The 20,628-nt window shown below is 59.0% G+C and carries 18 protein-coding genes; 7 read left to right on the forward strand and 11 right to left on the reverse strand.

The features are described 5' to 3' along the window. Window positions 1-93: 93 nt before the first annotated feature. The 3 genes from PMI36_RS24610 to PMI36_RS24600 all read left to right on the forward strand — a co-directional run bounded on the left by PMI36_RS24610 (window position 94) and on the right by PMI36_RS24600 (window position 4,131). Window positions 94-1,437 (forward strand): aromatic acid/H+ symport family MFS transporter, encoded by a 1,344-nt coding sequence (locus tag PMI36_RS24610; RefSeq protein ID WP_008068457.1) that lies wholly within the window; start codon window positions 94-96, stop codon window positions 1,435-1,437. A gap of 100 nt (window positions 1,438-1,537) precedes the next feature. Further along, the gene (locus PMI36_RS24605) at window positions 1,538-2,758 is read left to right on the forward strand and encodes a benzoate/H(+) symporter BenE family transporter (protein WP_008068459.1); all 1,221 of its coding nucleotides are present in this window, start codon (window positions 1,538-1,540) and stop codon (window positions 2,756-2,758) included. A 104-nt stretch (window positions 2,759-2,862) separates the two neighbouring features. Then, a complete protein-coding gene (locus PMI36_RS24600; protein ID WP_008068460.1) occupies window positions 2,863-4,131 on the forward strand; it encodes an OprD family porin in 1,269 nt (422 codons plus the stop codon). A gap of 8 nt (window positions 4,132-4,139) precedes the next feature. Here the strand turns inward: PMI36_RS24600 and PMI36_RS24595 are convergent, their stop codons facing one another. Next, window positions 4,140-4,382, reverse strand: a complete 243-nt coding sequence (locus tag PMI36_RS24595) for a DUF2790 domain-containing protein (RefSeq protein ID WP_008068466.1) — start codon at window positions 4,380-4,382, stop codon at window positions 4,140-4,142. 621 nt (window positions 4,383-5,003) lie between these two features. On the opposite strand from PMI36_RS24595, the gene PMI36_RS24590 reads away from it, so the two are divergent. Next, window positions 5,004-5,693 carry an energy-coupling factor ABC transporter permease gene (locus tag PMI36_RS24590; protein ID WP_008068468.1) on the forward strand — a complete coding sequence of 230 codons (690 nt, stop codon included), beginning with the start codon at window positions 5,004-5,006 and terminating at the stop codon, window positions 5,691-5,693. Window positions 5,694-5,756: 63 nt separating this feature from the next. After that, a complete protein-coding gene (locus PMI36_RS24585) occupies window positions 5,757-5,972 on the forward strand; it encodes a hypothetical protein (RefSeq protein WP_007938959.1) in 216 nt (71 codons plus the stop codon). 9 nt (window positions 5,973-5,981) lie between these two features. Here the strand turns inward: PMI36_RS24585 and yacG are convergent, their stop codons facing one another. Genes yacG through pilB form a run of 5 tightly spaced genes read right to left on the reverse strand, consistent with a single transcriptional unit; the run spans window position 5,982 to window position 10,593 of the window. Next, window positions 5,982-6,182 (reverse strand): DNA gyrase inhibitor YacG, encoded by a 201-nt coding sequence (gene yacG / locus PMI36_RS24580; RefSeq protein WP_008015124.1) that lies wholly within the window; start codon window positions 6,180-6,182, stop codon window positions 5,982-5,984. After that, window positions 6,179-6,802 (reverse strand): dephospho-CoA kinase, encoded by a 624-nt coding sequence (gene coaE / locus PMI36_RS24575; protein ID WP_008015123.1) that lies wholly within the window; start codon window positions 6,800-6,802, stop codon window positions 6,179-6,181. Before coaE ends, yacG begins: the two co-directional genes overlap by 4 nt. Next, complete coding sequence (locus PMI36_RS24570; protein WP_008068471.1) at window positions 6,799-7,671, reverse strand: prepilin peptidase; 873 nt, start codon at window positions 7,669-7,671, stop codon at window positions 6,799-6,801. Before PMI36_RS24570 ends, coaE begins: the two co-directional genes overlap by 4 nt. 1 nt (window position 7,672) lies before the next feature. After that, window positions 7,673-8,890, reverse strand: a complete 1,218-nt coding sequence (locus PMI36_RS24565; RefSeq protein WP_008068473.1) for a type II secretion system F family protein — start codon at window positions 8,888-8,890, stop codon at window positions 7,673-7,675. Between the two features lie 2 nt (window positions 8,891-8,892). After that, window positions 8,893-10,593 carry a type IV-A pilus assembly ATPase PilB gene (gene pilB / locus PMI36_RS24560; protein ID WP_008068483.1) on the reverse strand — a complete coding sequence of 567 codons (1,701 nt, stop codon included), beginning with the start codon at window positions 10,591-10,593 and terminating at the stop codon, window positions 8,893-8,895. Window positions 10,594-10,819: 226 nt separating this feature from the next. Here pilB and PMI36_RS24555 point away from each other — a divergent pair, with 226 nt between their 5' ends. Further along, a complete protein-coding gene (locus tag PMI36_RS24555) occupies window positions 10,820-11,242 on the forward strand; it encodes a pilin (RefSeq protein WP_008068485.1) in 423 nt (140 codons plus the stop codon). Between the two features lie 316 nt (window positions 11,243-11,558). Then, entirely contained in the window at window positions 11,559-11,915 is a 357-nt protein-coding gene (locus tag PMI36_RS24550) for a BON domain-containing protein (protein ID WP_008068488.1), read from the forward strand. 266 nt (window positions 11,916-12,181) lie between these two features. Here PMI36_RS24550 and PMI36_RS24545 read toward each other — a convergent pair whose 3' ends face one another. From PMI36_RS24545 to pgi, 5 genes are all read right to left on the reverse strand, one after another. Further along, entirely contained in the window at window positions 12,182-12,478 is a 297-nt protein-coding gene (locus PMI36_RS24545; RefSeq protein ID WP_032830121.1) for a DUF2845 domain-containing protein, read from the reverse strand. After that, window positions 12,478-15,468, reverse strand: coding sequence for a DUF748 domain-containing protein (locus PMI36_RS24540; RefSeq protein WP_008068492.1), 2,991 nt, complete (start codon window positions 15,466-15,468; stop codon window positions 12,478-12,480). The genes PMI36_RS24545 and PMI36_RS24540 overlap by 1 nt, the downstream gene beginning before the upstream one ends. 61 nt (window positions 15,469-15,529) lie before the next feature. Beyond that, window positions 15,530-16,546: a class I SAM-dependent rRNA methyltransferase gene (locus PMI36_RS24535; protein ID WP_008068494.1), complete on the reverse strand. Its 1,017-nt coding sequence runs from the start codon at window positions 16,544-16,546 to the stop codon at window positions 15,530-15,532. A 238-nt stretch (window positions 16,547-16,784) separates the two neighbouring features. Further along, entirely contained in the window at window positions 16,785-18,722 is a 1,938-nt protein-coding gene (acs, locus tag PMI36_RS24530; RefSeq protein WP_008068495.1) for an acetate--CoA ligase, read from the reverse strand. A 202-nt stretch (window positions 18,723-18,924) separates the two neighbouring features. Beyond that, window positions 18,925-20,589, reverse strand: a complete 1,665-nt coding sequence (pgi, locus tag PMI36_RS24525; protein WP_008068496.1) for a glucose-6-phosphate isomerase — start codon at window positions 20,587-20,589, stop codon at window positions 18,925-18,927. Between the last annotated feature and the right edge of the window lie 39 nt (window positions 20,590-20,628).

Below are 20,628 nucleotides of genomic sequence, written 5' to 3' on the forward strand. Positions count from 1 at the left end.
CTATTGCCCCGTGCCCGGCGTCTCTACCCTCGGCTGTACGGACGTTAGCCGCGTTACCGACTCTTAAAAAAACAACAACAAGAGATAGATGCCATGCGCAAGATCGACGTACATGAGGTGATCGACAACGCTCGATTCAACCGCTTTCACTGGATGGTGCTGTTCTGGTGCGCCCTGATCATCATCTTCGACGGATACGATTTGGTGATCTACGGTGTGGTGTTGCCGATGCTGATGAAAGAGTGGGGGCTCAGTCCCTTGCAAGCTGGCGCACTGGGAAGTTATGCACTGTTCGGGATGATGTTCGGGGCGCTGTTTTTCGGCCCGCTGTCGGACAAGATCGGCCGCAAGAAAGCCATCACCCTGTGCGTGATGCTCTTCAGCGGTTTTACCGTGCTCAATGGTTTTGCTCGTAACCCCACCGAGTTTGGCCTCTGCCGGTTCATTGCCGGGCTGGGCATTGGCGGGGTGATGCCCAATGTCGTGGCGCTGATGAACGAGTACGCGCCGAAGAAAATCCGCAGCACGCTGGTGGCGATCATGTTCAGCGGTTACTCGGTGGGCGGCATGCTCTCGGCGGGGCTCGGCATCGTACTGATCCCCAGTTTCGGCTGGCAGTCGGTGTTTTACGTGGCGGTGCTGCCGTTGCTGTTGTTGCCGTTAATCATGTACTTCCTGCCTGAATCGGTGGGTTTCATGCTGCGTCAGGGGCGCAATCAAGAGGCGCGTAACGTTCTGGAGCGGGTTGACCCGGCTTACGTTGCACTCGCTAGCGATCAGTTGCACATGAGCGAAGTGAAGGGCACTGGCACCCCGGTGTTGCAACTGTTCCGCGAGGGTCGTGCGCTGCGCACGCTGATGCTGTGGCTGGCGTTTTTCTGCTGCTTGCTGATGGTCTACGCCTTGAGTTCCTGGCTACCGAAACTGATGGCCAACGCCGGTTACAGCCTGGGCTCGAGTCTGTCGTTCCTGTTGGTACTCAACTTCGGTGCCATTTTCGGCGCGGTCGGCGGTGGCGTACTCGGCGACAAGCTCAACCTGCCGCGTGTGTTGGCGGTGTTCTTCGTCGTTGCTGCGGTATCGATCACCTTGCTGGGCTTCAACAGCCCGATGCCGGTGTTGTACCTGCTGATCGCCCTTGCCGGCGCCACCACCATCGGTTCGCAGATTCTGTTGTACGCCTGCGCCGCGCAGTTCTACTCCATGACCATCCGCTCCACCGGTTTGGGCTGGGCGTCGGGCATCGGCCGCAACGGCGCGATCGTCGGTCCGCTGCTGGGCGGTGCCTTGCTGGGGATCAGTCTGCCGCTGCAACTGAACTTCATGGCGTTTGCCTTGCCCGGTGCGGTGGCCGCTCTCGCCATGACCGTGTTCGCCATCAGCAGTCAGCGCAGCGCCAAAGGTGCCGCCCAGACGCTGGCGCCGACCAGCGCCTGAACCCGGCCGTGTCGCCGGCCTGGTCACCCACACATTTTTCCGAACAAGAGCGACCGGGCCTGTGCCACGGATCGCCTGACGCGTCTTGCGGCGAGGTTTCATGAAAGCGTTATTCCAGGACTTTTCCCTGTCTGCTGCCGTCGCCGGATTCATCGCCACGGTGATTTCCTACGCAGGCCCCTTGGTGATCATCTTTCAGGCCGCCGAGACCGCGCACCTCTCGCGGGAAGTGTTGTCGTCCTGGGTCTGGGCGATTTCCATCGGCAGCGCCGTGCTCGGCATCGGTTTGAGCCTGCGTTACCGCGTTCCGGTGATCATCGCGTGGTCGGCACCGGGCTCGGCGTTGCTGGTGGCCCTGTTGCCGGGGATCTCCATGCCGGAGGCGGTGGGCGCTTACCTGATCAGCAGCCTGATTATCTTTCTGGTCGGGGTGTCGGGGGCGTTTGACCGGATCATCGGCAAACTGCCCGGGGCGATTGCGGCGGCGATGCTGGCGGGGATTCTGTTCAGCTTCGGCACGGGGTTGTTCGTCTCGCTGCAAGGCAAGCCGCTGCTGGTGCTGGCGATGTTTGCCACGTACCTGATCTGCAAGCGGGTGATGCCGCGCTATGCGGTGTTGATGGTGCTGCTGGTGGGTTGTTCGATTGCGTTTCTCGCCGGTGATTTGCACCGCGAAGCACTGGTGATCGGTTTGGCCACACCGGTATGGATCACCCCCGCGTTCAGCCTGAGTGCGACCCTGAATGTCGCCTTGCCGCTGGTGATGGTGGCGCTGACCGGCCAGTTTGTTCCCGGCATGGCGGTGCTGCGTGCCAGCGGCTACCCAACGCCAGCCGGCCCGATTATCGCCAGCAGCGCGTTGGGCACTGCGCTGTTGGCGCCGTTCGGTTGCCACGGGTTGAATCTGGCGGCGATTACCGCGGCCATTTGTACCGGTCGCGAGGCCCATGAAGATCCACGCAAACGCTATGTGGCTGGAGTAGTGGGCGGGCTGTGTTACCTGGTGCTGGGGATCTTCGGTGCCACGCTGGTTTCGTTGTTTTCGGCGTTCCCCAAGGAGCTGATCGCAGCCCTGGCCGGGCTGGCGCTGTTCGCGGCGATAGCCGGGGCGCTGGCCGGCGCAATGGCCGTACCGAGTGATCGCGAAGCCGCGCTGGTGACCTTTCTCACCACCGCCTCGGGCATGTCGTTGTTTGGTTTGTCCGCCGCTTTTTGGGGGCTGATTTTCGGCATGGTCACGCACGTGCTGTTGAGTGCCCGGCGCCCCGTGCCGGCGACTCAAGCGGCTCCTGCGCAGGAGCGGGGCGCGCTGATCGAGTAAGTAACCGCAACCCCGATCCTTGTCCGTTTTCACCATCCCTCGCGGCGAATCCGCCACGGGTGGAGCACTTCAACCTGTCGATCAATAACAATAAGAGAACAGCGATGAAACAGATTTTTCCAGCAACCGGTTCAGTGTTGTCCCTGGCGGTCGTCTCGGGTTTTTCCAGTGGCGTAATGGCCGCCGAGGGCGGCTTCATCGAAGACACCACGGCCACCTTGCAGGCGCGTAACTATTACTTCAGCCGGGACTTCTCGGACATCGTCGGGGCCAATCAACAGTCGAAGGCTGAAGAGTGGGCGCAGGGCTTCATCCTCAACGTCAAATCCGGTTATACCCAGGGCCCGGTCGGTTTTGGTGTGGATGTCATCGGCCTGCTTGGCCTCAAACTCGATAGCAGCCCGGACCGGGTCAATACCGGTTTGCTGCCGGTGCACGATGATGGTCGCGCGGCAGATGATTACAGCCGTTTGGAAGGTGCGCTGAAGATGCGTTACTCCAAGACCGAGTTGAAAGTGGGGGAGTTGCAACCCAACCTGCCGGTGCTGGCCTTCAGCGATATCCGGCTGCTGCCGCCCAGCTATCAGGGCGCAAGCATCAGCTCCAGTGAAATCGATGGCCTGACCTTGCAAGGCGGCCACTTGAATTCAACCAGCCTGCGCAACGAGGCCGGCGACGAAAAGATGCAAGCCATGCTCGGTCATGTTCCGCAGCGTCAGGTCAGCAGCGATGGTTTCAACTTTGCTGGCGCCGACTACGCCTTCAATGACAAACGCAGCTCGGTCAGTGCCTGGTTCGGGCAACTGGAAGATATCTACAGCCAGCGCTTTCTCGGTCTTAAACACAGCCAGCCGATGGGCGACTGGACCTTGGGTGCCAACCTCGGCTATTACGATTCGCGCGAAGACGGCAAAAAGTTGCTGGGCAATATCGACAACCAGGCGTTCTTCTCCTTGCTGTCGGCCAAGCGCGGCGGCCACACGTTTTATCTCGGCTATCAGGGCATGTTCGGCGACAGCGCCTTCCCGCGGGTGTTTGCCAACATCTCGCCACTGGGCAATGAAGTGCCGACCTACGAGTTCGCCTACACCGATGAACGCTCCTGGCAAGCGCGTTACGACTACGACTTCGCGGCCCTCGGCATGCCCGGCCTGACCAGCACCGTGCGTTACATCACCGGCAATAACGTCGACACCGGCAAGGGCTTTGAAGGCAAGGACCGCGAACGCGATCTGGACATCGGTTATGTGCTGCAGAGCGGCAGCCTCAAAGGCCTCGGCATCCGTGTTCGCAATGTGATGGCGCGTTCCAACTACCGCAGTGATATCGACGAAAACCGCCTGATCCTCAGCTACACGTGGAAGCTGTTATGAGCCCGCGGTCACAGATCTGTGGTGCAGTCACCCATGACTTCGTATGTCACGCGATGGGTCTGGCCCTGATGATCGACATATTCCATGGTCGCAGGCACAACCCCGCAGGCAGTTGCGGTGTTCGTCACTGAAACCACCTTGGCGATGTCCAGCGGCTGCGCCGGGTTGTACGAGGTGGCGGCTGGCTCGTTGCCGGCGGCCAAGATCGAGGTGGCGGCGAGGGTCAAAAACAGGCTGATCAGGGTTTTCATTTTTCCGTACTCCGTGTTGATTTCGATGGCTCAATTCTAGGCTTTGCCCACGACCGATAAAGGGGCCTCGGCCTGATTCAGCCTTACAGGAAACGTAACAATCGCTGGTTCTTTTTGATCGGGTACATATCCGTTTCTGCGGTAATGGCTGCTTATGGTTCCGCCCTTACGGCGGGGGCGGCTACCGCGGTATCCATGCCGCGGAGCCCCCTGCGCAACGCCTGCGTTCGGCCTCAGGGAAAGGGGCAGATCAAGATCAAAAACCAAAGCAGAGCCACGGCAAGATCAAAAGATCGCAGCCTCGCTTCGCTCGACAGCTCCTACAGGGAAATGCGTGCACTTGAAGTCAGGCCGGCCGGTAGGCCGCCTCGCTTTTGCTTTTGCGATGCACGCCTCACGCACCGAACGAAAGGGGCAAGAGCGCTTTGGTTACTTTCGCGCTTTTCGAAAGTGACTCGCCGTAAGGGCGGAACCATAGGTAGCCGTTACCGCAAAAACGGATATGTACCCCAATCCTCTCACCACAATTGTGTGTGCCGACCTGAAGTCGAAGGGCATACGAAGGGCGGTGTAGACTAAGGCCCTGTTCTCTTTCGGCAAGACAAGGGAGTGTGCCCAGCCATGATCGGTGCCGAGTTACTGTCCTCCGAAACCCTGACGGTGGGGTGGTTGATCTACGTACCGGTGCTGATCTGGGCCATTGCGCGAGCACCCTGGGTCGAACTGTTCAGCGACAGCCGCCGCCAGCATCTATTGTTCGGCACGGTGTTCGCGCTGTTCATGCTCTGGCTGGTGCGACGGGACTTCGACACCGGCGTGTCCTACCACTTCATCGGCATGACGGCGGTGACGTTACTGCTGGATTGGCCGTTGGCGATTGTCGGCGGATTGGTCGCGCAAACGGGATTGGTCCTGCTGGGGCGGCAGGACATGGCGGCCATGGGGGTCAACGGCGCGCTGCTGATTCTGCTGCCGGTGCTGGTCACCGAGTGCTGCGCCATCCTGGTGGAGCGCGCGCAACCGCGTAATCCCTTTGTGTATATCTTCTGTTCCGGTTTTTTTGCCGCTGCGTTGTCGGCCCTGTTGTGCCTGACTCTGGCGCTCACGCTGCTGTGGTATGACGAACGTTTCGCCATGCCGTACTGGCTGACAGATTTTGTCGGCTACCTGTGGCTACTGATTTTCCCGGAAGCGTTTATCAACGGCATGGTGGTCAGTGCATTGGTGGTGTTCTGCCCCGAATGGCTGGAGACGTTCAATCGCACCCGCTACCTTTCGGCGCCCTGGAAAGACGACGATCCCAAATCTTGATCCACATCAAATCCAGAAAACGTTGCCGAATCCATGCTCTGGAAAACCTTCAGGAGCAATGGCATGAGTGTGTATGAGTGGGCCCGGCAGGAGTTGCGTCAGAGTCTGGATGTGGCGCAAGAGGTGGGCTTCGATCCGGGATTGAGCTTGCGCGCCTTGCTCAGTGCGGTAGTGCAGCAGAGCAAGGCGGTACGCAATATAGAAGACCTGGCCGATGAGTTGCGGTTTCTCGCCGAGAACCTCGACGAGGGCCAGGACTATGGCTTTATGCGGCCCTGAGGGGCGGGATTAGTGGCGCGGGTCGAAGTCGCCGCTGAACATCTCGTCCTCGGCATCGGGAGGCACCGGGATCTTGTGTTCTTCCGACGCCCAGGCGCCCAGGTCGATCAGTTTGCAACGGTCCGAACAGAATGGCCGGAACTTGCTCTCGGGGCTCCATTCGACAGGGGCGCCGCAGGTTGGGCAATCGACGGTTGGGGTTTGGCTCATGACTGGCCTCCACGCAAAGTAAGGTAAAAGTGATGCAGGCGTTCGACCTCGCTGTGCAGCCAGGCGAGGTCGCGGTCGTTGACCACCACATCGTCGGCATGGTTCACGCGGTCCTGTCGGCTGGACTGTGCCTTGAGGATCGCCTGGACCTGCTGTTCGCTGGTCTGGTCACGCTGCAGGGTGCGCTCGATCTGTAACTGTTCCGGGGCATCGATCACCAGGACCCGTTGGGTCATGGCGTACTGCCCGGACTCGATCAGCAGCGGCGAAACCAGAATCGCGTAAGACGATTGTGCCTTGGCCAGATGGTGGACGATTTCTTCGGCGATCAGCGGATGCAACAGTGCTTCGAGCCAGCGGCGTTCATCCGGCACTTCGAAGATCAGCTTGCGCAGCGCCGCGCGATCCAGTTGGCCGTCGGCTTGCAGCACGCCGGGGCCAAAGTGCTCGGCGATCTTCGCCAGTGCCGGGCGACCGGGTTCGACCACCCAGCGAGCCGCATGATCGGCGTCCACCACGTGCACGCCCAGATCAATGAAGTGCTGGGCGGCCGCGCTTTTGCCGCTGCCGATGCCGCCGGTCAGGCCGAGAATCCAGGGTTTTTCCACAGGGGTATTCATTTCAAACCGACAAACTGCCAATAGAAGCCGGTTATTTGACCACCCCAGAGCAAGGCAATCCAGCCGGCAATCGCCAGATAGGGGCCAAAGGGCAGCGGCGTCGAGGTTTTTGCGTCCCGCAGGCGCAGCAAAATCACCCCGATGATGGCGCCCAGCAGCGATGACAGCAGGATGGTCAGCGGCAGGATCTGCCAGCCGCCCCAGGCGCCGAGCATCGCCAAGAGCTTGAAGTCACCGTAGCCGATGCCGTCCTTGCCGGTGATCAGCTTGAATAGCCAGAACACCGTCCACAGCGCCATGTAGCCGGCCACCGCGCCCCAGAGCGCGTCATGCAGTGAAACGAAGAGCCCGAAACTGTTGACGATCAATCCCAGCCATATCAACGGCAGCACCAGCACGTCCGGCAACAACTGGTGCTCGGCGTCGATCAGGCTCATCGCCAACAGGCCCCAGCTCAGGACCAGCACCATGCAGGCCTGCCAGCCGAAACCGAAATGCCAGGCGACGAACGCTGACAGCACGCCGCAGGCCAGTTCGGTCAGCGGGTAACGTTTGCTGATCGGCGTCGCGCAGTTCGAGCATCGCCCGCGTAAAAACAGATAACTGAGCACGGGAATGTTTTCCCACGCTCGAATCCGATGGCCACAGTCGGGGCACTCGGAGTGAGGCAATATCAGGTTGTAAGCCGGGCCGGGGGCTTCGGGTGGCAAATCCAGGACGTCATGGGCTTGCAAGCGCCATTCACGCTCAAGCATCTTCGGCAGGCGCCAGACCACCACGTTGAGGAAACTGCCGATCAGCAAACCGATCACCCATGCGGTGATCACGAAGGCCAGCGAGTTGTGACTCAGAAATTCGTTCAAGGACATATCAGATCGCTGAGCCAAGTTGGAAGATGGGCAGGTACATTGCTACCACCAGGCCGCCGACGATAACCCCCAGCACCACCATGATGAAAGGCTCCATCAGACTGGTCAGGTTATCGACCATGTTATCCACCTCGTCTTCATAGAAGCTCGCGACCTTGTCGAGCATGTCATCCAGTGCGCCAGACTCTTCGCCAATGGCCGTCATCTGGATCGCCATGTTCGGAAATATACCGGAGGTGCGCATCGCAAAATTCAGCTGCATGCCGGTGGAAACATCCTGCCTGATGCGTAATACCGCTCGCTTGAATACGATGTTGCCGGTTGCGCCTGCCACTGAATCCAGGGCTTCGACCAGTGGCACGCCGGCGGCGAACGTCGTCGACAAGGTGCGGGCGTAACGGGCCACGGCGGACTTGTACATGAGCGCGCCAACCAACGGCAGTTTCAGCAGCCAAGTGTCCATCCGGTCCCGAAAGCCCGGGGACTTTTTAAAGGCATGGCGGACGCCGAAAACCAGCGCACCCAACAGGCCGAGCACCATCCACCACCAGGCCTGCAGGAACTCCGACAAGCCGATGACCATCACGGTGAACGCTGGCAGTTCGGCGCCGAACCCCGAGAACACCGACTCGAACTGCGGCACAACCTTGACCAGCAGAATCCCGGTCACAATGATCGCGACGAACACCACCGCCAGCGGGTAGGTCATGGCTTTCTTGATCTTGGCCTTGAGGCTTTCGCTCTTTTCCTTGTAGGTCGCCACCCGCTCCAGCAGGGTATCCAGAGCACCGGCCTGCTCGCCGGCATCCACCAGGTTGCAGTACAGCTCATCGAAATACTGGGGCTTTTTGCGCAGGGCCGCGGCGAAGCTGTTACCGGCCGCGACTTCCTGTTTTACCTCGTCCACCAGTTTGCGCATGTTCGGGTTATCGAAGCCCTCGCCGATAATGTCGAACGATTGCAGCAACGGTACGCCGGCTTTCATCATGGTCGCCATCTGCCGGGTAAACAGGGCAATGTCCAAGGCCTTTATGCGTTTACCGGCATTGAAAATGGACGCGGTTTTTTTCCGCACCTTGCCCGGGTTGATGCCTTGCTTGCGTAACTGGGCCTTGATCAGCGCGGGATTCTGGCCGGTCAATTCGCCGGTCATTTTTGTGCCTTTTTTGTCTGTGCCTTCCCAGGCATATACGCTGATTTTCGCTGCTTTGACCGCCATGTTCAGTCCTTGGTGACCCGGTTGATTTCTTCAAGGCTGGTGATGCCTTGCATGGCCTTGAGCAGGCCCGAAGTACGCAGGTCGTTGAAGCCGTCCTTACGCATCTGGATGTCGATTTCCAGTGAATTGCCTTCGGCCATGATCAGCCGTTGCAGTTCTGGGGTGTTCTTCACCACTTCATAAATCCCTACCCGCCCTTTGTAACCGCTGTTGCACTGATCGCAACCGACCGGTTCATAGATCGTGAATGAGCCGATGCGTTCCTCGGGAAAGCCTTCTTTGAGCAACGCCTCGCGGGGAATCTCGATGGGTTTTTTGCAATGACTGCACAATTTGCGCGCCAGGCGCTGGGCGATGATCAGGCTGACCGAGGTCGCGATGTTGAACCCCTGAATTCCCATGTTGTGCAGGCGGGTCAGGGTTTGCGCGGCGCTGTTGGTGTGCAGGGTGGAAAGCACCATATGCCCGGTCTGGGCGGCCTTGATGGCGATTTCAGCGGTTTCGAGGTCGCGGATTTCACCGACCATGATCACGTCCGGGTCCTGACGCAGAAACGAGCGCAGCGCCTGGGCGAAATCCAGTCCCTGCCTGGAATTGACGTTGACCTGGTTGATGCCTTCGATGTTGATTTCTACCGGGTCTTCGGCAGTGGAAATATTGATGTCGACGGTGTTGAGGATGTTCAGCCCGGTATAGAGCGACACGGTCTTGCCCGAGCCGGTGGGGCCGGTCACCAGGATCATTCCCTGTGGCTGCTTGAGTGCGGCCATGTACAGGTCTTTCTGGTCGGGCTCGTAGCCGAGGGCATCGATGCCCATTTGGGCACTGGACGGGTCGAGGATCCGGATTACCACTTTCTCGCCCCACAAGGTCGGCAGTGTGTTGACCCGGAAGTCGATGGACTTGCTTTTGGACAGGCGCATCTTGATTCGCCCGTCCTGGGGTTTGCGTCGCTCGGAGATGTCGAGACTGGCCATGACCTTCAGCCGCGAGGCAATGCGGTTGGCCAGTTGCGTCGGCGGCCTGGCGACCTCCCGCAGCATGCCATCGGTGCGCATACGCACGCGGTAGATTTTTTCATAGGGCTCGAAATGCAGGTCGGAAGAACCGCTCTTGATCGCGTCGAGCAACATCTTGTGGACGAAGCGCACCACGGGGGCATCATCGGCATCTTGCCCTCCGAGGGCGTCCTGTTTCTGCTCATCGACCGACTCGATGTCCACCCCGTCGAGGTCGACATCGGCCATGTCTTCCAGGCCGGTGGAGTGGTTGTCGAAGAATTTTTCGATGGCGTCGCTGAGCTTGTCTTCCTCCACCAGAATGGCTTCGGTGCTCAGCCCGGTGCTGAACTGGATGTCGTTGATGGCCTGGTGACTGGTCGGATCGGAAATCCCCACGAACAGCTTGTTACCACGCCGCCAGAGGGGCAGGGCGTGGTGCTGGCGGATCAGCTTCTCACTGACCAGCCCTCGGGGTTGAGTGTCCTTGTCCAGGCAGTTGAGGTCCAGCAGGGCCATGCCGAAATGCTCCGAGGCCACCTCGGCGACCTGCCAGCTTTTCAGCAGTTTGTTTTGCACCAGATAGCTGACCAGCGAAATTCGATTGCGTTGGGCTTGTTGATACGCCTGTTGCGCACTTTGGTCAGTGATCAGTTCGGCCAGTACCAATTGCTTGGCCAGACCGCTAAGGGCGATGTCATTCATTGGGATACCGGACGCAGACAGTGAATGACTTATAGCCTAGTCAAGCAGTGGAACCAAACCAGCCGGGGTGAGGTGACAAAAAGTGTCAGATAGTGCTGATCCTTGGAGTAGGAAAGGTCTTTGCCGCGATCTCGCACCCAGCAGGCAGGGGCGCGCGCGACTTGGCATGACCTGTGCTGTGCCTTGTTCAGATCATGAGATTTCGACTCATGCATGGAGCCTGTCTATGAAAAATCAAAAAGGTTTTACTCTGATCGAGCTGCTGATCGTGGTGGCGATCATCGGGATTCTGGCGACGTTTGCGTTGCCGCAATATTCGAAGTACCAGGCGCGGGCGAAGGTAACTGCTGCTCTTGCAGAAATATCGGCACTGAAAGTGCCTTTCGAAGACATTATCAACCAAGGTACTAATCCGACCCTCGCTCTGATCGGCGGTACGGCGACCACAGGTAATTGCACAATTACAGCATCGGGTACCGCCGCTGACGGCGCAGGTACTATCGGTTGCACGATCCTCAATGCTCCAGGACCGGTACTCAGCAAAACCATTACGCTAACACGCACACTCGCTGGTGGTTGGACGTGCGCCACCACGGCTGAACAGGAATATGCTCCTAAAGGCTGCACGGGTGCTGCCGCTGCTGGCTGATCCATTGTCATCCTGCCAATGCCCTGCTTCTCACGACGCGGGGCATTTTTTTGCTCGTCATTTGTGGGCCAATTCAATAATCAAGAAAATCCCCAACAATTCATGGCCTTAGGCCTGCGTTAAAACCCGCAAGTTGCATGTAGATAATTTCGCAGTCATGCAATTTGCATGATTCCGAAAATTACCTTTGTTGTTAACTAGTTGATTTATAAGAATTTATTTTTTATCGAACAGTTGGCACAGCGTTCGCACTCTCTCCTGTAACCCTGCTGACAAGACACGCAGCAGACTTTCCAGAAATACAGGAGTTACTCGTATGAAGAAGTTCGCTATCGCTGCCGCTACTGCTACCGCGCTGACCCTGACCATGGCCAACGCTGCATTTGCACAGACCACCCAAGCGACTCAGGCACCCATGATGCTGGCCGCCGGTGAAGTCACTGAAGCGAAAGAGGATGTTTCCGATACCTGGATCACAACCAAAGTCAAAGCAGACCTGCTCACCGAAAAAGGCATCCCAGGCACCGACATCAAAGTCGAAACCAACAAAGGCGTTGTTTCCCTGTCTTCCATGACCGTTCTGACAGATGCTCAGAAAACAACCGCCGTGGCTATCGCCAAGAAAATTAAAGGCGTCAAAGCGGTGTCCGCTGACGGCCTGAAATCCGAGTAAGACAAGGCTTCTCGCCTGGACCGGGAGAAGGTGCGGTAGACGGGCCGAGTCATACGTCTGCCGCTACTTGAGCGTTCATGCGAAGGCCACAAGGACGTGGCCATTACAGGCCCCGGCATTCGTGTCGGGGCTTGTTCTATTGCGGACTACGCAAAACAACTGTGGGAGCGGGCTTGCTCGCGAATGCGGTGTGTCAGTCAACATTGATGCCGACTGACACACCGCATTCGCGAGCAAGCCCGCTCCCACATTGGTTTGTGGTGGATTCAATTACCACGCTTGCTGGTGATTTGAACCAACCTGTTTCCTTCAAAGCGCAGGTACTGGTACATCCCGCTGTTGGGGCCGTAGGTCCATTCCTCGACCTGAAACTCTTCCCGCCGATTGGCGCTGCGCTTGTAGCCCAGCAAGTCGCGGGCAACGGGCTCTCCGCATTTTTGCAGCACTTCGCTGGACCTGTCCCCGACGCTGATCAATTGACTGCCGCAACGCAAGGTATCAGCCGCCGTTGCCTGGCCGGCAACCAGCAACAGAGCCAGGCTCAGAAGCCAATGTGCGCCCATCATTCGGCATCCAGATGCATGGGCGTGATAACGCGGCCATCGCTTTCTGCCTCGCCGAGGCTGGCGTCGATGAAGTACACGCGGTCATCGGCCAATTGCCCCTTGTCCACCAGATAATCCTTGATGCTGCTGGCCCGTTCTTGCCCCAGTTGACGCAACAGCACCTCGCTGGAACTCCAGAACGCGATCACGCCTTCCCGCATTTTTTTGCTGCGTTCTTCCTTGCCCAGATCCTTCCATTCGGCGGGCGGCTGGGTCTTGAGGCGTGTGCGGTAGATCCCTTCAAGCAGCGGGCCTTTCTCGTTGTCCGGTACGTCCAGCAACGAGGCTTGGGCCGGTACTTTGTCACCGCGACGCTGGAGCATTTTGTAGTAGTTGTACTGGTATTCCCGCTCCAGGCGTTGCTCGGCAATCAGCGGGCCATCGCTGCTCTTGGCCGCGGTGCCTTCGATTTCCAGGCGCAGGGCCGGACGCTCCTTGAGCGCTTGGGACAGTTTGACCAGCGCCGCTTCGGCGTCTTTGCTCAAGTCACTGGAACCCGGTGCAAATGCCACGCTGCCCAAGTCTTCCGAACCACCGCCGCTGACAAGCCCGCCAATCATTTTGAATGGCGCTGCGGCGGCTTTCACGATCAGGTTGCGCAGGGTCTGCCAGATAATAGGCATGACACTGAACTGAGGGTTGTTCAGGTCGCCGCTCACCGGCAGTTCGATGGAAATCTTGCCGTCGACATCCTTGAGCAAGGCAATCGCCAGTTTCAGTGGCAGGCTCACCGCGTCCGGGCTGTCGACCTTTTCACCCAGTTGCAACTGCTCGACCACCACTTTGTTTTCGGCCAGGAGCTGGCCGTTGGTGATCTTGTAATGCAGGTCGAGATTGAGCCGGCCCTTGCGGATACGGTAACCGGCGAACTTGCCGGAGTAGGGCGTCAAAGTGGTCAATTCCACCCGTTTGAAACTGGTGGCGATGTCCAGGCTGGCCATCGGGTCGAAAGGATTGACCGAACCCTTGATGGTCACCGGTGCATAGCGGTCGACCTTGCCCTTGATGTCGACGCTGGCCGGTTTTGCCTGTCGGCTGTCGATGGTGCCAATCTTCCCGTTGAGCTGTTGAATGGCTGTGGCGAAGTTCGGGGTCAGGCTGAAGTCGGCGAAGTTTGCCGAACCGTCATTGATGGCAATGCCGCCAATGTGGATGCCCAGCGGTTTTTCTTTTCCGGCTGCCGGTTTGGTCGCCGCGGTAGTTGTGGCGCCGGAGTCGGCCGGTTGCGGGATCAACAGGTCATCGACGTTGGTGGTGCGATCATCGTTGATCATGAAGCGTGCATAAGGCTGGAACAAGTTGACCTTGTCGATCGACAGGCTGTCGCCATGCTGATAGTTAAGGCCTTCGAGCACCAACTGTTGCCACTTGAGGAAGTCGCGGGTTTTCAGGGTGTCGAGGGTATGCAGTTGATCGACCTGGGCTTTGCCTGTGACGCTGAACGCCAGCGGTTCGGTGCTTTTCAGGTCGACCGCCAGATCACTGCCCAGCATGCCGCTGCGCAGTTCGAGACGAATGAACGGGTTGATGTAGGACTGGGCGACGCGCAGGTCGATGTCCTTCGTCTGCACGTTCAGTTTGGCGCTGATCGGGGCCAGATTGACCACGCCGTCCGCGGTGATCTTGCCTTGCTTGCCCACGCCGGAGTCGAGCTTGAGGTTGAAAGGTGAGCCATTGAGGCTGTCGAAATTTTGCAGGTCCAGGTTCAGGGGGCCCAACTCCAGCGCCACCGCCGGTTGTGCCTTGCGGTCGGCCAGATGTACCTGATAGTCACGTAGCTGCACGTCTTTGAGCAGCACCTGCCAAGGCTTGCTCGGCGCGGTCGGTTCAGGCTTCGGCGAATCGGCTACTGCCGGCGCGCTGGCTGGTTCGGCATTGGCTTTGTTGGCCGCTTTGGATGGCTGACTGGCGAACAGTTTTTGCCAGTCGAGTTGCCCGTCGGCTTCGAGGGCGGCCCAGGTTTCCAGTTTTTTGCTGCGAATCTTGCCGACCACCACTTGCTGTTTGGCCAGGTCTACGGTGGTTTCGCTGATGTCCAGCCGCTCGAGCTTCGCCAGCGGTCGACCGTCCGGCGTCTTGATGGCGAAAGGCGCGACACTGACGGCAACGTTACTTAGCAGCAGTTCGGTTTCCTTGGCCAGGTTGAGTTTGTAGTCGGTGCTGAGGCTGATGACGCCATCTTCGAGTGCAAGTGGCACAGCATCGCGCACATAGGGCCAGAAGGATTTCATCTTGCCGTCGGTGATTTTCAGCTTACCTTCGGAGGCGATCGGGATCAGGCTGAAATTACCGGTCCAGTCGATCTGTCCACCTGCCGGGCCAACGGCCACCAACGTCATGTCGGCGCTGTCTTCGGGCAGGGTGCTGAGGTTTTTCAGTTCGAAGTCGAGTTTGTCGTAGAGGAATTCGATGGGTTCGCTGGGCCGTGCATCCTCGAAATGCAAGGAGCCACCGGCCAGTTTGATTCGCTCCACGCGCAGCGGGAATGGTTTGGCGTCCGGATCGACGGGGGTCGGTTCGCTGGCGGGGATTTTGAACAGCCCGAGCAGGTTGAGCTTGCCGTCCTTACTGAAGAGGATTTCGGTCTTGGGTTTGTCCAGTTCGATATCGGACAGGTGCAATGCCTTGGTCCAAAGACTGTCGATCTGCAGGTTGGCGTACAGACGTTCGAAGCCCACTTGCTCCTTGCCCGGCTCGCCGATGACCAAGCCCCAAAGGGTGACTTCAAGGCTGAACGGGTTGAGTTCGATTCGCTGAATCGTCGCGGGTGTCGTGGCGTAGTTGGCCAATTGTTGATTGGCAATCCGCAACGCGATGCCCGGTAAAATCAGAAACCCCAGCAGGCTATAAAGAGCCAAGGCAGTCAACAAGGCGCCGATAGCGCGAATCAATCCTTTGGGCATGTGCGGCTTCATCTGTCGGAATCGGAGTGCCTTGGAGTATGGCATGCGTTTGCGGTTCCGAAGCAACCAGGCTTTATAGGATTTATCTGATTATCGGTGCGAATTTTCAGAGCTGCAGAATCAGCGTTTTCAGTGGCGGCTGCTGATCCATCGATGGGAAATCGCTGCCCGGTGTCAGCGCTGTCCACTCACGCACCGGGCGCCCGGCCTTCTCTGCGCAGCGCAAAACCTGCTCGCGCCAATCGTCCATGCTGACCTTCGCCAGGTTGTTGCAGCAGATCAGTACGCCATCGTCGGCGGTGGTCAGCAGCGCCGGTTTGAGCAGGCTCTGGTAGTCGCGCAACAGGTCGACCGTGCCGAAAGCACTCTTGGCCCAGGCCGGAGGATCAAGCAGTACCAAATCGTACTGACGCGGGTCCAGACGTTGATAGCTCGGCAGTTTCTGCCCGCGACGCTGGCTGATCGGCAGACCGGCCAATTGACGAATCGCCGGGAAATAATCGGACTGGATGAACTCCATCGTCGGCAATTGCGGGTTGAGCAAGCCGTTCTCACGACCGACCGCCAGATTGCCTTCGGCAAAGTCCAGGTTACACACCTCGCTCGCACCACCCGCCGCGGCGCTGAGGCCGACGCCACAGGTGTAGGCAAACAGGTTCAGCACACTTTTGTTTTTGCTGTGCGCCTTGACCCAGCCGCGAGCGTTTCGCAGATCGAGAAACAGCAACGGGTCCTGGCCAGCGTGGCGCCCGCGAACCCGGTAGTTCAGTCCCCATTCGTGGCCGATCAAATCTTGCAGGGCGGCTTCGTCGGCGCGGTAGACGGTGTCTTCGCGGTCGATGCGCGAGTTACCACGAGAACGGTCGTTGTAGACCAGCAGGGTGTCGAGGCCCAACTGCTGATTGACGATCTCGTGCAGTTGCAGCAGAGCGTCACGCTCCAGCGCCTGATGAAAACTCTGCACCAACAGTTGCGGACCGTAGCGGTCGATGGTCAGGCCGCCGGCGCCTTCCTGGCTGCCGTGGAACAGGCGATAGCAATCGGTGCCTTGCTGATGCAGCTCGGCAAGCAGGTCCTGACGATGATCGAGGGCGGCGCGCAGCGCCTGATTCAAGGAAGACATGCTGGGCGCCTTGCAGGAGGGAATTGGGGCGCGGGAGTTTAACAGCTATGGGCTTTGAGTTTTGTGGGCAAATGTGAGGGATGTGGTGGCTGCGAGGCCGTCTTCGCGAGCAAGCCCGCTCCCACACTGGATGTGTGACGTTCAAAAATCCAATGTGGGAGCGGGCTTGCTCGCGAAGCTTTTAAGCTCTTTCGCTCGCAGTGCTACGCCTTGGCCTCCGCCGATGCACAACACGAGTTCATTGGTTCAGCCGCTGATCGATCAGCCCTTGCACCACGCTCGGGTCGGCGAGGGTCGAGGTGTCGCCCAGGCTGTCCAGTTCGTTGCAGGCGATCTTGCGCAGAATTCGTCGCATGATTTTGCCCGAACGGGTTTTCGGCAGGGCCGGCGCCCATTGGATCAAGTCCGGTTTGGCAAAGCTGCCGATTTCCTTGCTGACGTGCGCGAGCAATTGTTTCTTCAGTTCGTCATTGGGTTCGGTGCCATTCATGGGCGTGACGAAGGCATAGATGCCCTGGCCTTTGACGTCGTGGGGGTAACCGACCACGGCGGCCTCGGCGATGCTGTCGTGCAGCACCAGCGCGCTTTCCACTTCGGCCGTGCCGATGCGGTGCCCGGAGACGTTGATCACGTCGTCGATGCGGCCGGTGATCCAGTAATCGCCGTCCTCGTCGCGACGTGCGCCGTCGCCGGTGAAGTAATAGCCGGGGTAGGGCTTGAAGTAGGTTTCGATCATCCGTTTCGGGTCGCCGTAGACGCTGCGGATCTGCGCCGGCCAGCTGGACTTGATGGCCAGTATGCCGCTACCGGCGCCTTTGATTTCCTTGCCGTGTTCGTCGAGCAATACCGGTTGCACGCCGAACATCGGTTGCGTGGCGCAACCGGGTTTGACCCGTTGGGTGCTGACCAGCGGGCTAATCATGATGCCGCCGGTTTCGGTCTGCCACCAGGTATCGACAATCGTGCAGCGCTGCTCGCCGACTGTATTGAAATACCACTCCCAGGCTTCCGGATTGATCGGCTCGCCGACGGTGCCGAGCAATCGCAGGCTCTCGCGGGACGTTTCCTTCAACGGCTCGGGACCTTCACGCATCAGTGCACGCAGGGCAGTCGGGGCGGTGTAGAAGATGTTCACATGGTGCTTGTCGATCACCTGCCAGAAGCGCGAGGTGCTGGGGTAGCTCGGCACGCCTTCGAAGATCAGCGTGGTCGCCCCGTTGGCCAGTGGCCCGTAGACAATGTAGCTATGGCCGGTGACCCAGCCGACATCGGCGGTGCACCAGAAGACTTCACCGTCGTGATAGTCGAACACGTACTTGAAGGTCATGGCGGCTTGCAGCAAGTAGCCGCCAGTGGTGTGCATTACGCCTTTGGGTTTGCCGGTGCTGCCGGAGGTATAGAGGATGAACAGCGGGTCTTCGGCGTCCATCGGCTCTGGCGGGCAGTCGTCGCTGACGTCGCGCAAAGCCTGGTGGTACCAGATGTCCCGATCCTCGACCCAGTTAACCTGGCCTTGGGTGCGTTCGACCACGATCACGGTGTTCACGTTGGGGCAGCTTTGCAGCGCGGTGTCGACGTTCTGTTTGAGCGGCACGAATTTACCGCCGCGCACGCCTTCGTCGGCAGTGATCACGGTGCGGCAATCGGCGTCGAGGATCCGGTCACGCAACGAGTCCGGGGAGAAGCCGCCGAACACCACCGAATGAATCGCACCGATTCGAGCGCAGGCGAGCATGGCGTAGGCGGCTTCGGGGATCATCGGCATGTAGATGCACACGCGGTCACCTTTCTTCACACCACGGTTTTTGAGTACGTTGGCCAGTCGGCAGACGTTGTGATGGAGTTTTTTGTAAGTGATCTGGGCGGATTCGGCAGGGTCATCGCCTTCCCAGATGATCGCGATTTGATCGCCACGTTTTTCCAGGTGACGGTCAATGCAGTTGTAACTGACGTTTATCTGTCCACCAGCGAACCAGCTCGCTTCACCGGTTTTCAGGTCGTAACGCTGAACGGTTTGCCACGGCGCGCTCCAGTCGAGAAAGCGTGTGGCCTGTTCTGCCCAGAAGGTGCTGGGGTGCTCGATGGATTGGCGGTACAGGCGTTGGTAGTCGTCTTGACTTAACTGTGCAGCCCGGCGGACGGCATCGGCTTTGGGGAACGTGCTGATATCGAACATGACGGTTCCTTATTCTTGTTGCAACAAGTAATAAAGATGCGCCCTGTGAATTTTGAGTTCAAGTGTACATAGAACCAATGTGGGAGCGGGCTTGCTCGCGAAAGCGGTGTGTCATTCAACATTGGTGTCGACTGATACACCGCTTTCGCGAGCAAGCCCGCTCCCACAGGGTCAGTGATGACCTGTGGGAAAGAGTCTCAAATCACCCGCGGTGACGACCGCGGAAGTAGTTGATCAGGCCTTGGGTGGAGGCATCGTCAGCCGGGGTTTCTTCGCTGCCGACCAGGCGGTTGTAGACGCCTTTGCCCAGCTCCTTGCCCAGTTCCACGCCCCACTGGTCGAAGGCGTTGATGCCCCAGACCACGCTTTGCACGAAGACTTTGTGTTCGTACATCGCCACCAGTGCGCCGAGACGACGCGGGCTGATACGTTCGACCACCAGGGTGTTGCTCGGACGGTTGCCCGGGATCACCTTGTGCGGCGCGACTTTTTGTACTTCCTCTTCGCTCAAGCCCTTGTCGCGCAGTTCGGCTTCGGCCTCGCCCAAGGTCTTGCCCAGCATCAGCGCCTGGCTTTGCGACAGGCAGTTGGCGTACAGCCACTGGTGGTGGTCGGACACCGGGTTGAAGCTGACGATTGGCACGATAAAGTCGGCCGGAATCAGTTGGGTACCTTGGTGCAGCAACTGGTGATAAGCATGCTGACCGTTGCAGCCGACGCCGCCCCAGATCACCGGGCCGGTATCGGTGGACACTGGCGTGCCGTCCTGGCGTACGCTCTTGCCGTTGGATTCCATGTCCAGCTGTTGCAAGTGTTTGGTGATGTTGCGCAGGTAGTGGTCGTACGGCAGGATCGCGTGGCTTTGCGCGCCCCAGAAGTTGCCGTACCAGACGCCGAGCAACGCCAGCAGTACCGGCATGTTCTGTTCGAATGGCGCGCTCTGGAAGTGCTGGTCCATGGTGTAGGCACCGGACAGCAGCTCTTTGAAGTTCGACATGCCGATGGCCAATGCAATCGGCAAACCGATAGCCGACCACAGCGAGTAACGCCCGCCAACCCAGTCCCACATCGGGAAGATGTTTTCTTCGCGAATACCGAACGCCACCGCAGCAGCATTGTTGCTGGATACGGCGATGAAGTGACGGTACAGCTCGGCTTCCGAACCACCCTGAGCCAGGTACCAGGCGCGTGCGGCCTGGGCGTTTTTCAGGGTTTCGAGGGTGTTGAAGGATTTCGACGAGACGATGAACAGTGTGGTCTCGGCGCGCAGCTTCATGGTCAGTTCGTGGAATTCACTGCCATCGATGTTCGCCAGGTAATGGCAGCGCACGCCTTTCTGGGCGTAGGACAGCAGCGCTTCGGACACCAGTTCAGGGCCCAGGAACGAGCCACCGATGCCGATGTTGACCACGTCAGTGATCGGCTTCTCGGTGTAACCGCGCCACAAACCGTCGTGGATACGGCCCACGAGGTCGGTGATCTGGTTCAACACCTTGTGTACATCGGGCATCACGTTGACGCCGTTGACCGACAGCTTGTCGCCCACCGGGCGGCGCAGTGCGGTGTGCAGGGCGGGGCGGCCTTCGGAAGAGTTGACGATTTCGCCATTGAACAGCGCTTTGATCGCGCCCTGGAGATCGACTTCGTTGGCCAGGCCCACCAGCAGGTTGCGGGTCTCGGCGTTGATCAGGTTTTTCGAGTAGTCGAGAAACAGGCCGCAGCTGCTGAGGGTGAATTGAGTAAAACGCTGCGGATCGGCATTAAAGGCTTCGCGCATGCTGAAATCCTGCATGGCTTGGCGGTGGTCATTCAGCGCTTGCCAGGCGGGCAGAGCGGTAACGTCGTGAGGGGTGCGGTAATACGCCATCGCTGCGGTTTTCCTTTTTACTTGAACGGCCTTTTGAAC

The sequence above is a fragment of the Pseudomonas sp. GM79 genome (assembly GCF_000282495.1).
Taxonomy (GTDB): domain Bacteria; phylum Pseudomonadota; class Gammaproteobacteria; order Pseudomonadales; family Pseudomonadaceae; genus Aquipseudomonas.

Excerpts from the sequence above, each read along its gene's own strand:
- PMI36_RS24535 (WP_008068494.1), bottom strand. The coding sequence starts at position 16,546 with ATGTCTTCCTTGAATCAGGCGCTGCGCGCCGCCCTCGATCATCGTCAG.
- PMI36_RS24555 (WP_008068485.1), top strand. The coding sequence starts at position 10,820 with ATGAAAAATCAAAAAGGTTTTACTCTGATCGAGCTGCTGATCGTGGTG.
- PMI36_RS24545 (WP_032830121.1), bottom strand. The coding sequence starts at position 12,478 with ATGGGCGCACATTGGCTTCTGAGCCTGGCTCTGTTGCTGGTTGCCGGC.
- PMI36_RS24605 (WP_008068459.1), top strand. The coding sequence starts at position 1,538 with ATGAAAGCGTTATTCCAGGACTTTTCCCTGTCTGCTGCCGTCGCCGGA.
- PMI36_RS24595 (WP_008068466.1), bottom strand. The coding sequence starts at position 4,382 with ATGAAAACCCTGATCAGCCTGTTTTTGACCCTCGCCGCCACCTCGATC.
- PMI36_RS24610 (WP_008068457.1), top strand. The coding sequence starts at position 94 with ATGCGCAAGATCGACGTACATGAGGTGATCGACAACGCTCGATTCAAC.
- PMI36_RS24600 (WP_008068460.1), top strand. The coding sequence starts at position 2,863 with ATGAAACAGATTTTTCCAGCAACCGGTTCAGTGTTGTCCCTGGCGGTC.
- PMI36_RS24590 (WP_008068468.1), top strand. The coding sequence starts at position 5,004 with ATGATCGGTGCCGAGTTACTGTCCTCCGAAACCCTGACGGTGGGGTGG.
- PMI36_RS24550 (WP_008068488.1), top strand. The coding sequence starts at position 11,559 with ATGAAGAAGTTCGCTATCGCTGCCGCTACTGCTACCGCGCTGACCCTG.
- acs (WP_008068495.1), bottom strand. The coding sequence starts at position 18,722 with ATGTTCGATATCAGCACGTTCCCCAAAGCCGATGCCGTCCGCCGGGCT.
- pilB (WP_008068483.1), bottom strand. The coding sequence starts at position 10,593 with ATGAATGACATCGCCCTTAGCGGTCTGGCCAAGCAATTGGTACTGGCC.
- coaE (WP_008015123.1), bottom strand. The coding sequence starts at position 6,802 with ATGAATACCCCTGTGGAAAAACCCTGGATTCTCGGCCTGACCGGCGGC.
- PMI36_RS24570 (WP_008068471.1), bottom strand. The coding sequence starts at position 7,671 with ATGTCCTTGAACGAATTTCTGAGTCACAACTCGCTGGCCTTCGTGATC.
- pgi (WP_008068496.1), bottom strand. The coding sequence starts at position 20,589 with ATGGCGTATTACCGCACCCCTCACGACGTTACCGCTCTGCCCGCCTGG.
- yacG (WP_008015124.1), bottom strand. The coding sequence starts at position 6,182 with ATGAGCCAAACCCCAACCGTCGATTGCCCAACCTGCGGCGCCCCTGTC.
- PMI36_RS24585 (WP_007938959.1), top strand. The coding sequence starts at position 5,757 with ATGAGTGTGTATGAGTGGGCCCGGCAGGAGTTGCGTCAGAGTCTGGAT.
- PMI36_RS24565 (WP_008068473.1), bottom strand. The coding sequence starts at position 8,890 with ATGGCGGTCAAAGCAGCGAAAATCAGCGTATATGCCTGGGAAGGCACA.
- PMI36_RS24540 (WP_008068492.1), bottom strand. The coding sequence starts at position 15,468 with ATGCCATACTCCAAGGCACTCCGATTCCGACAGATGAAGCCGCACATG.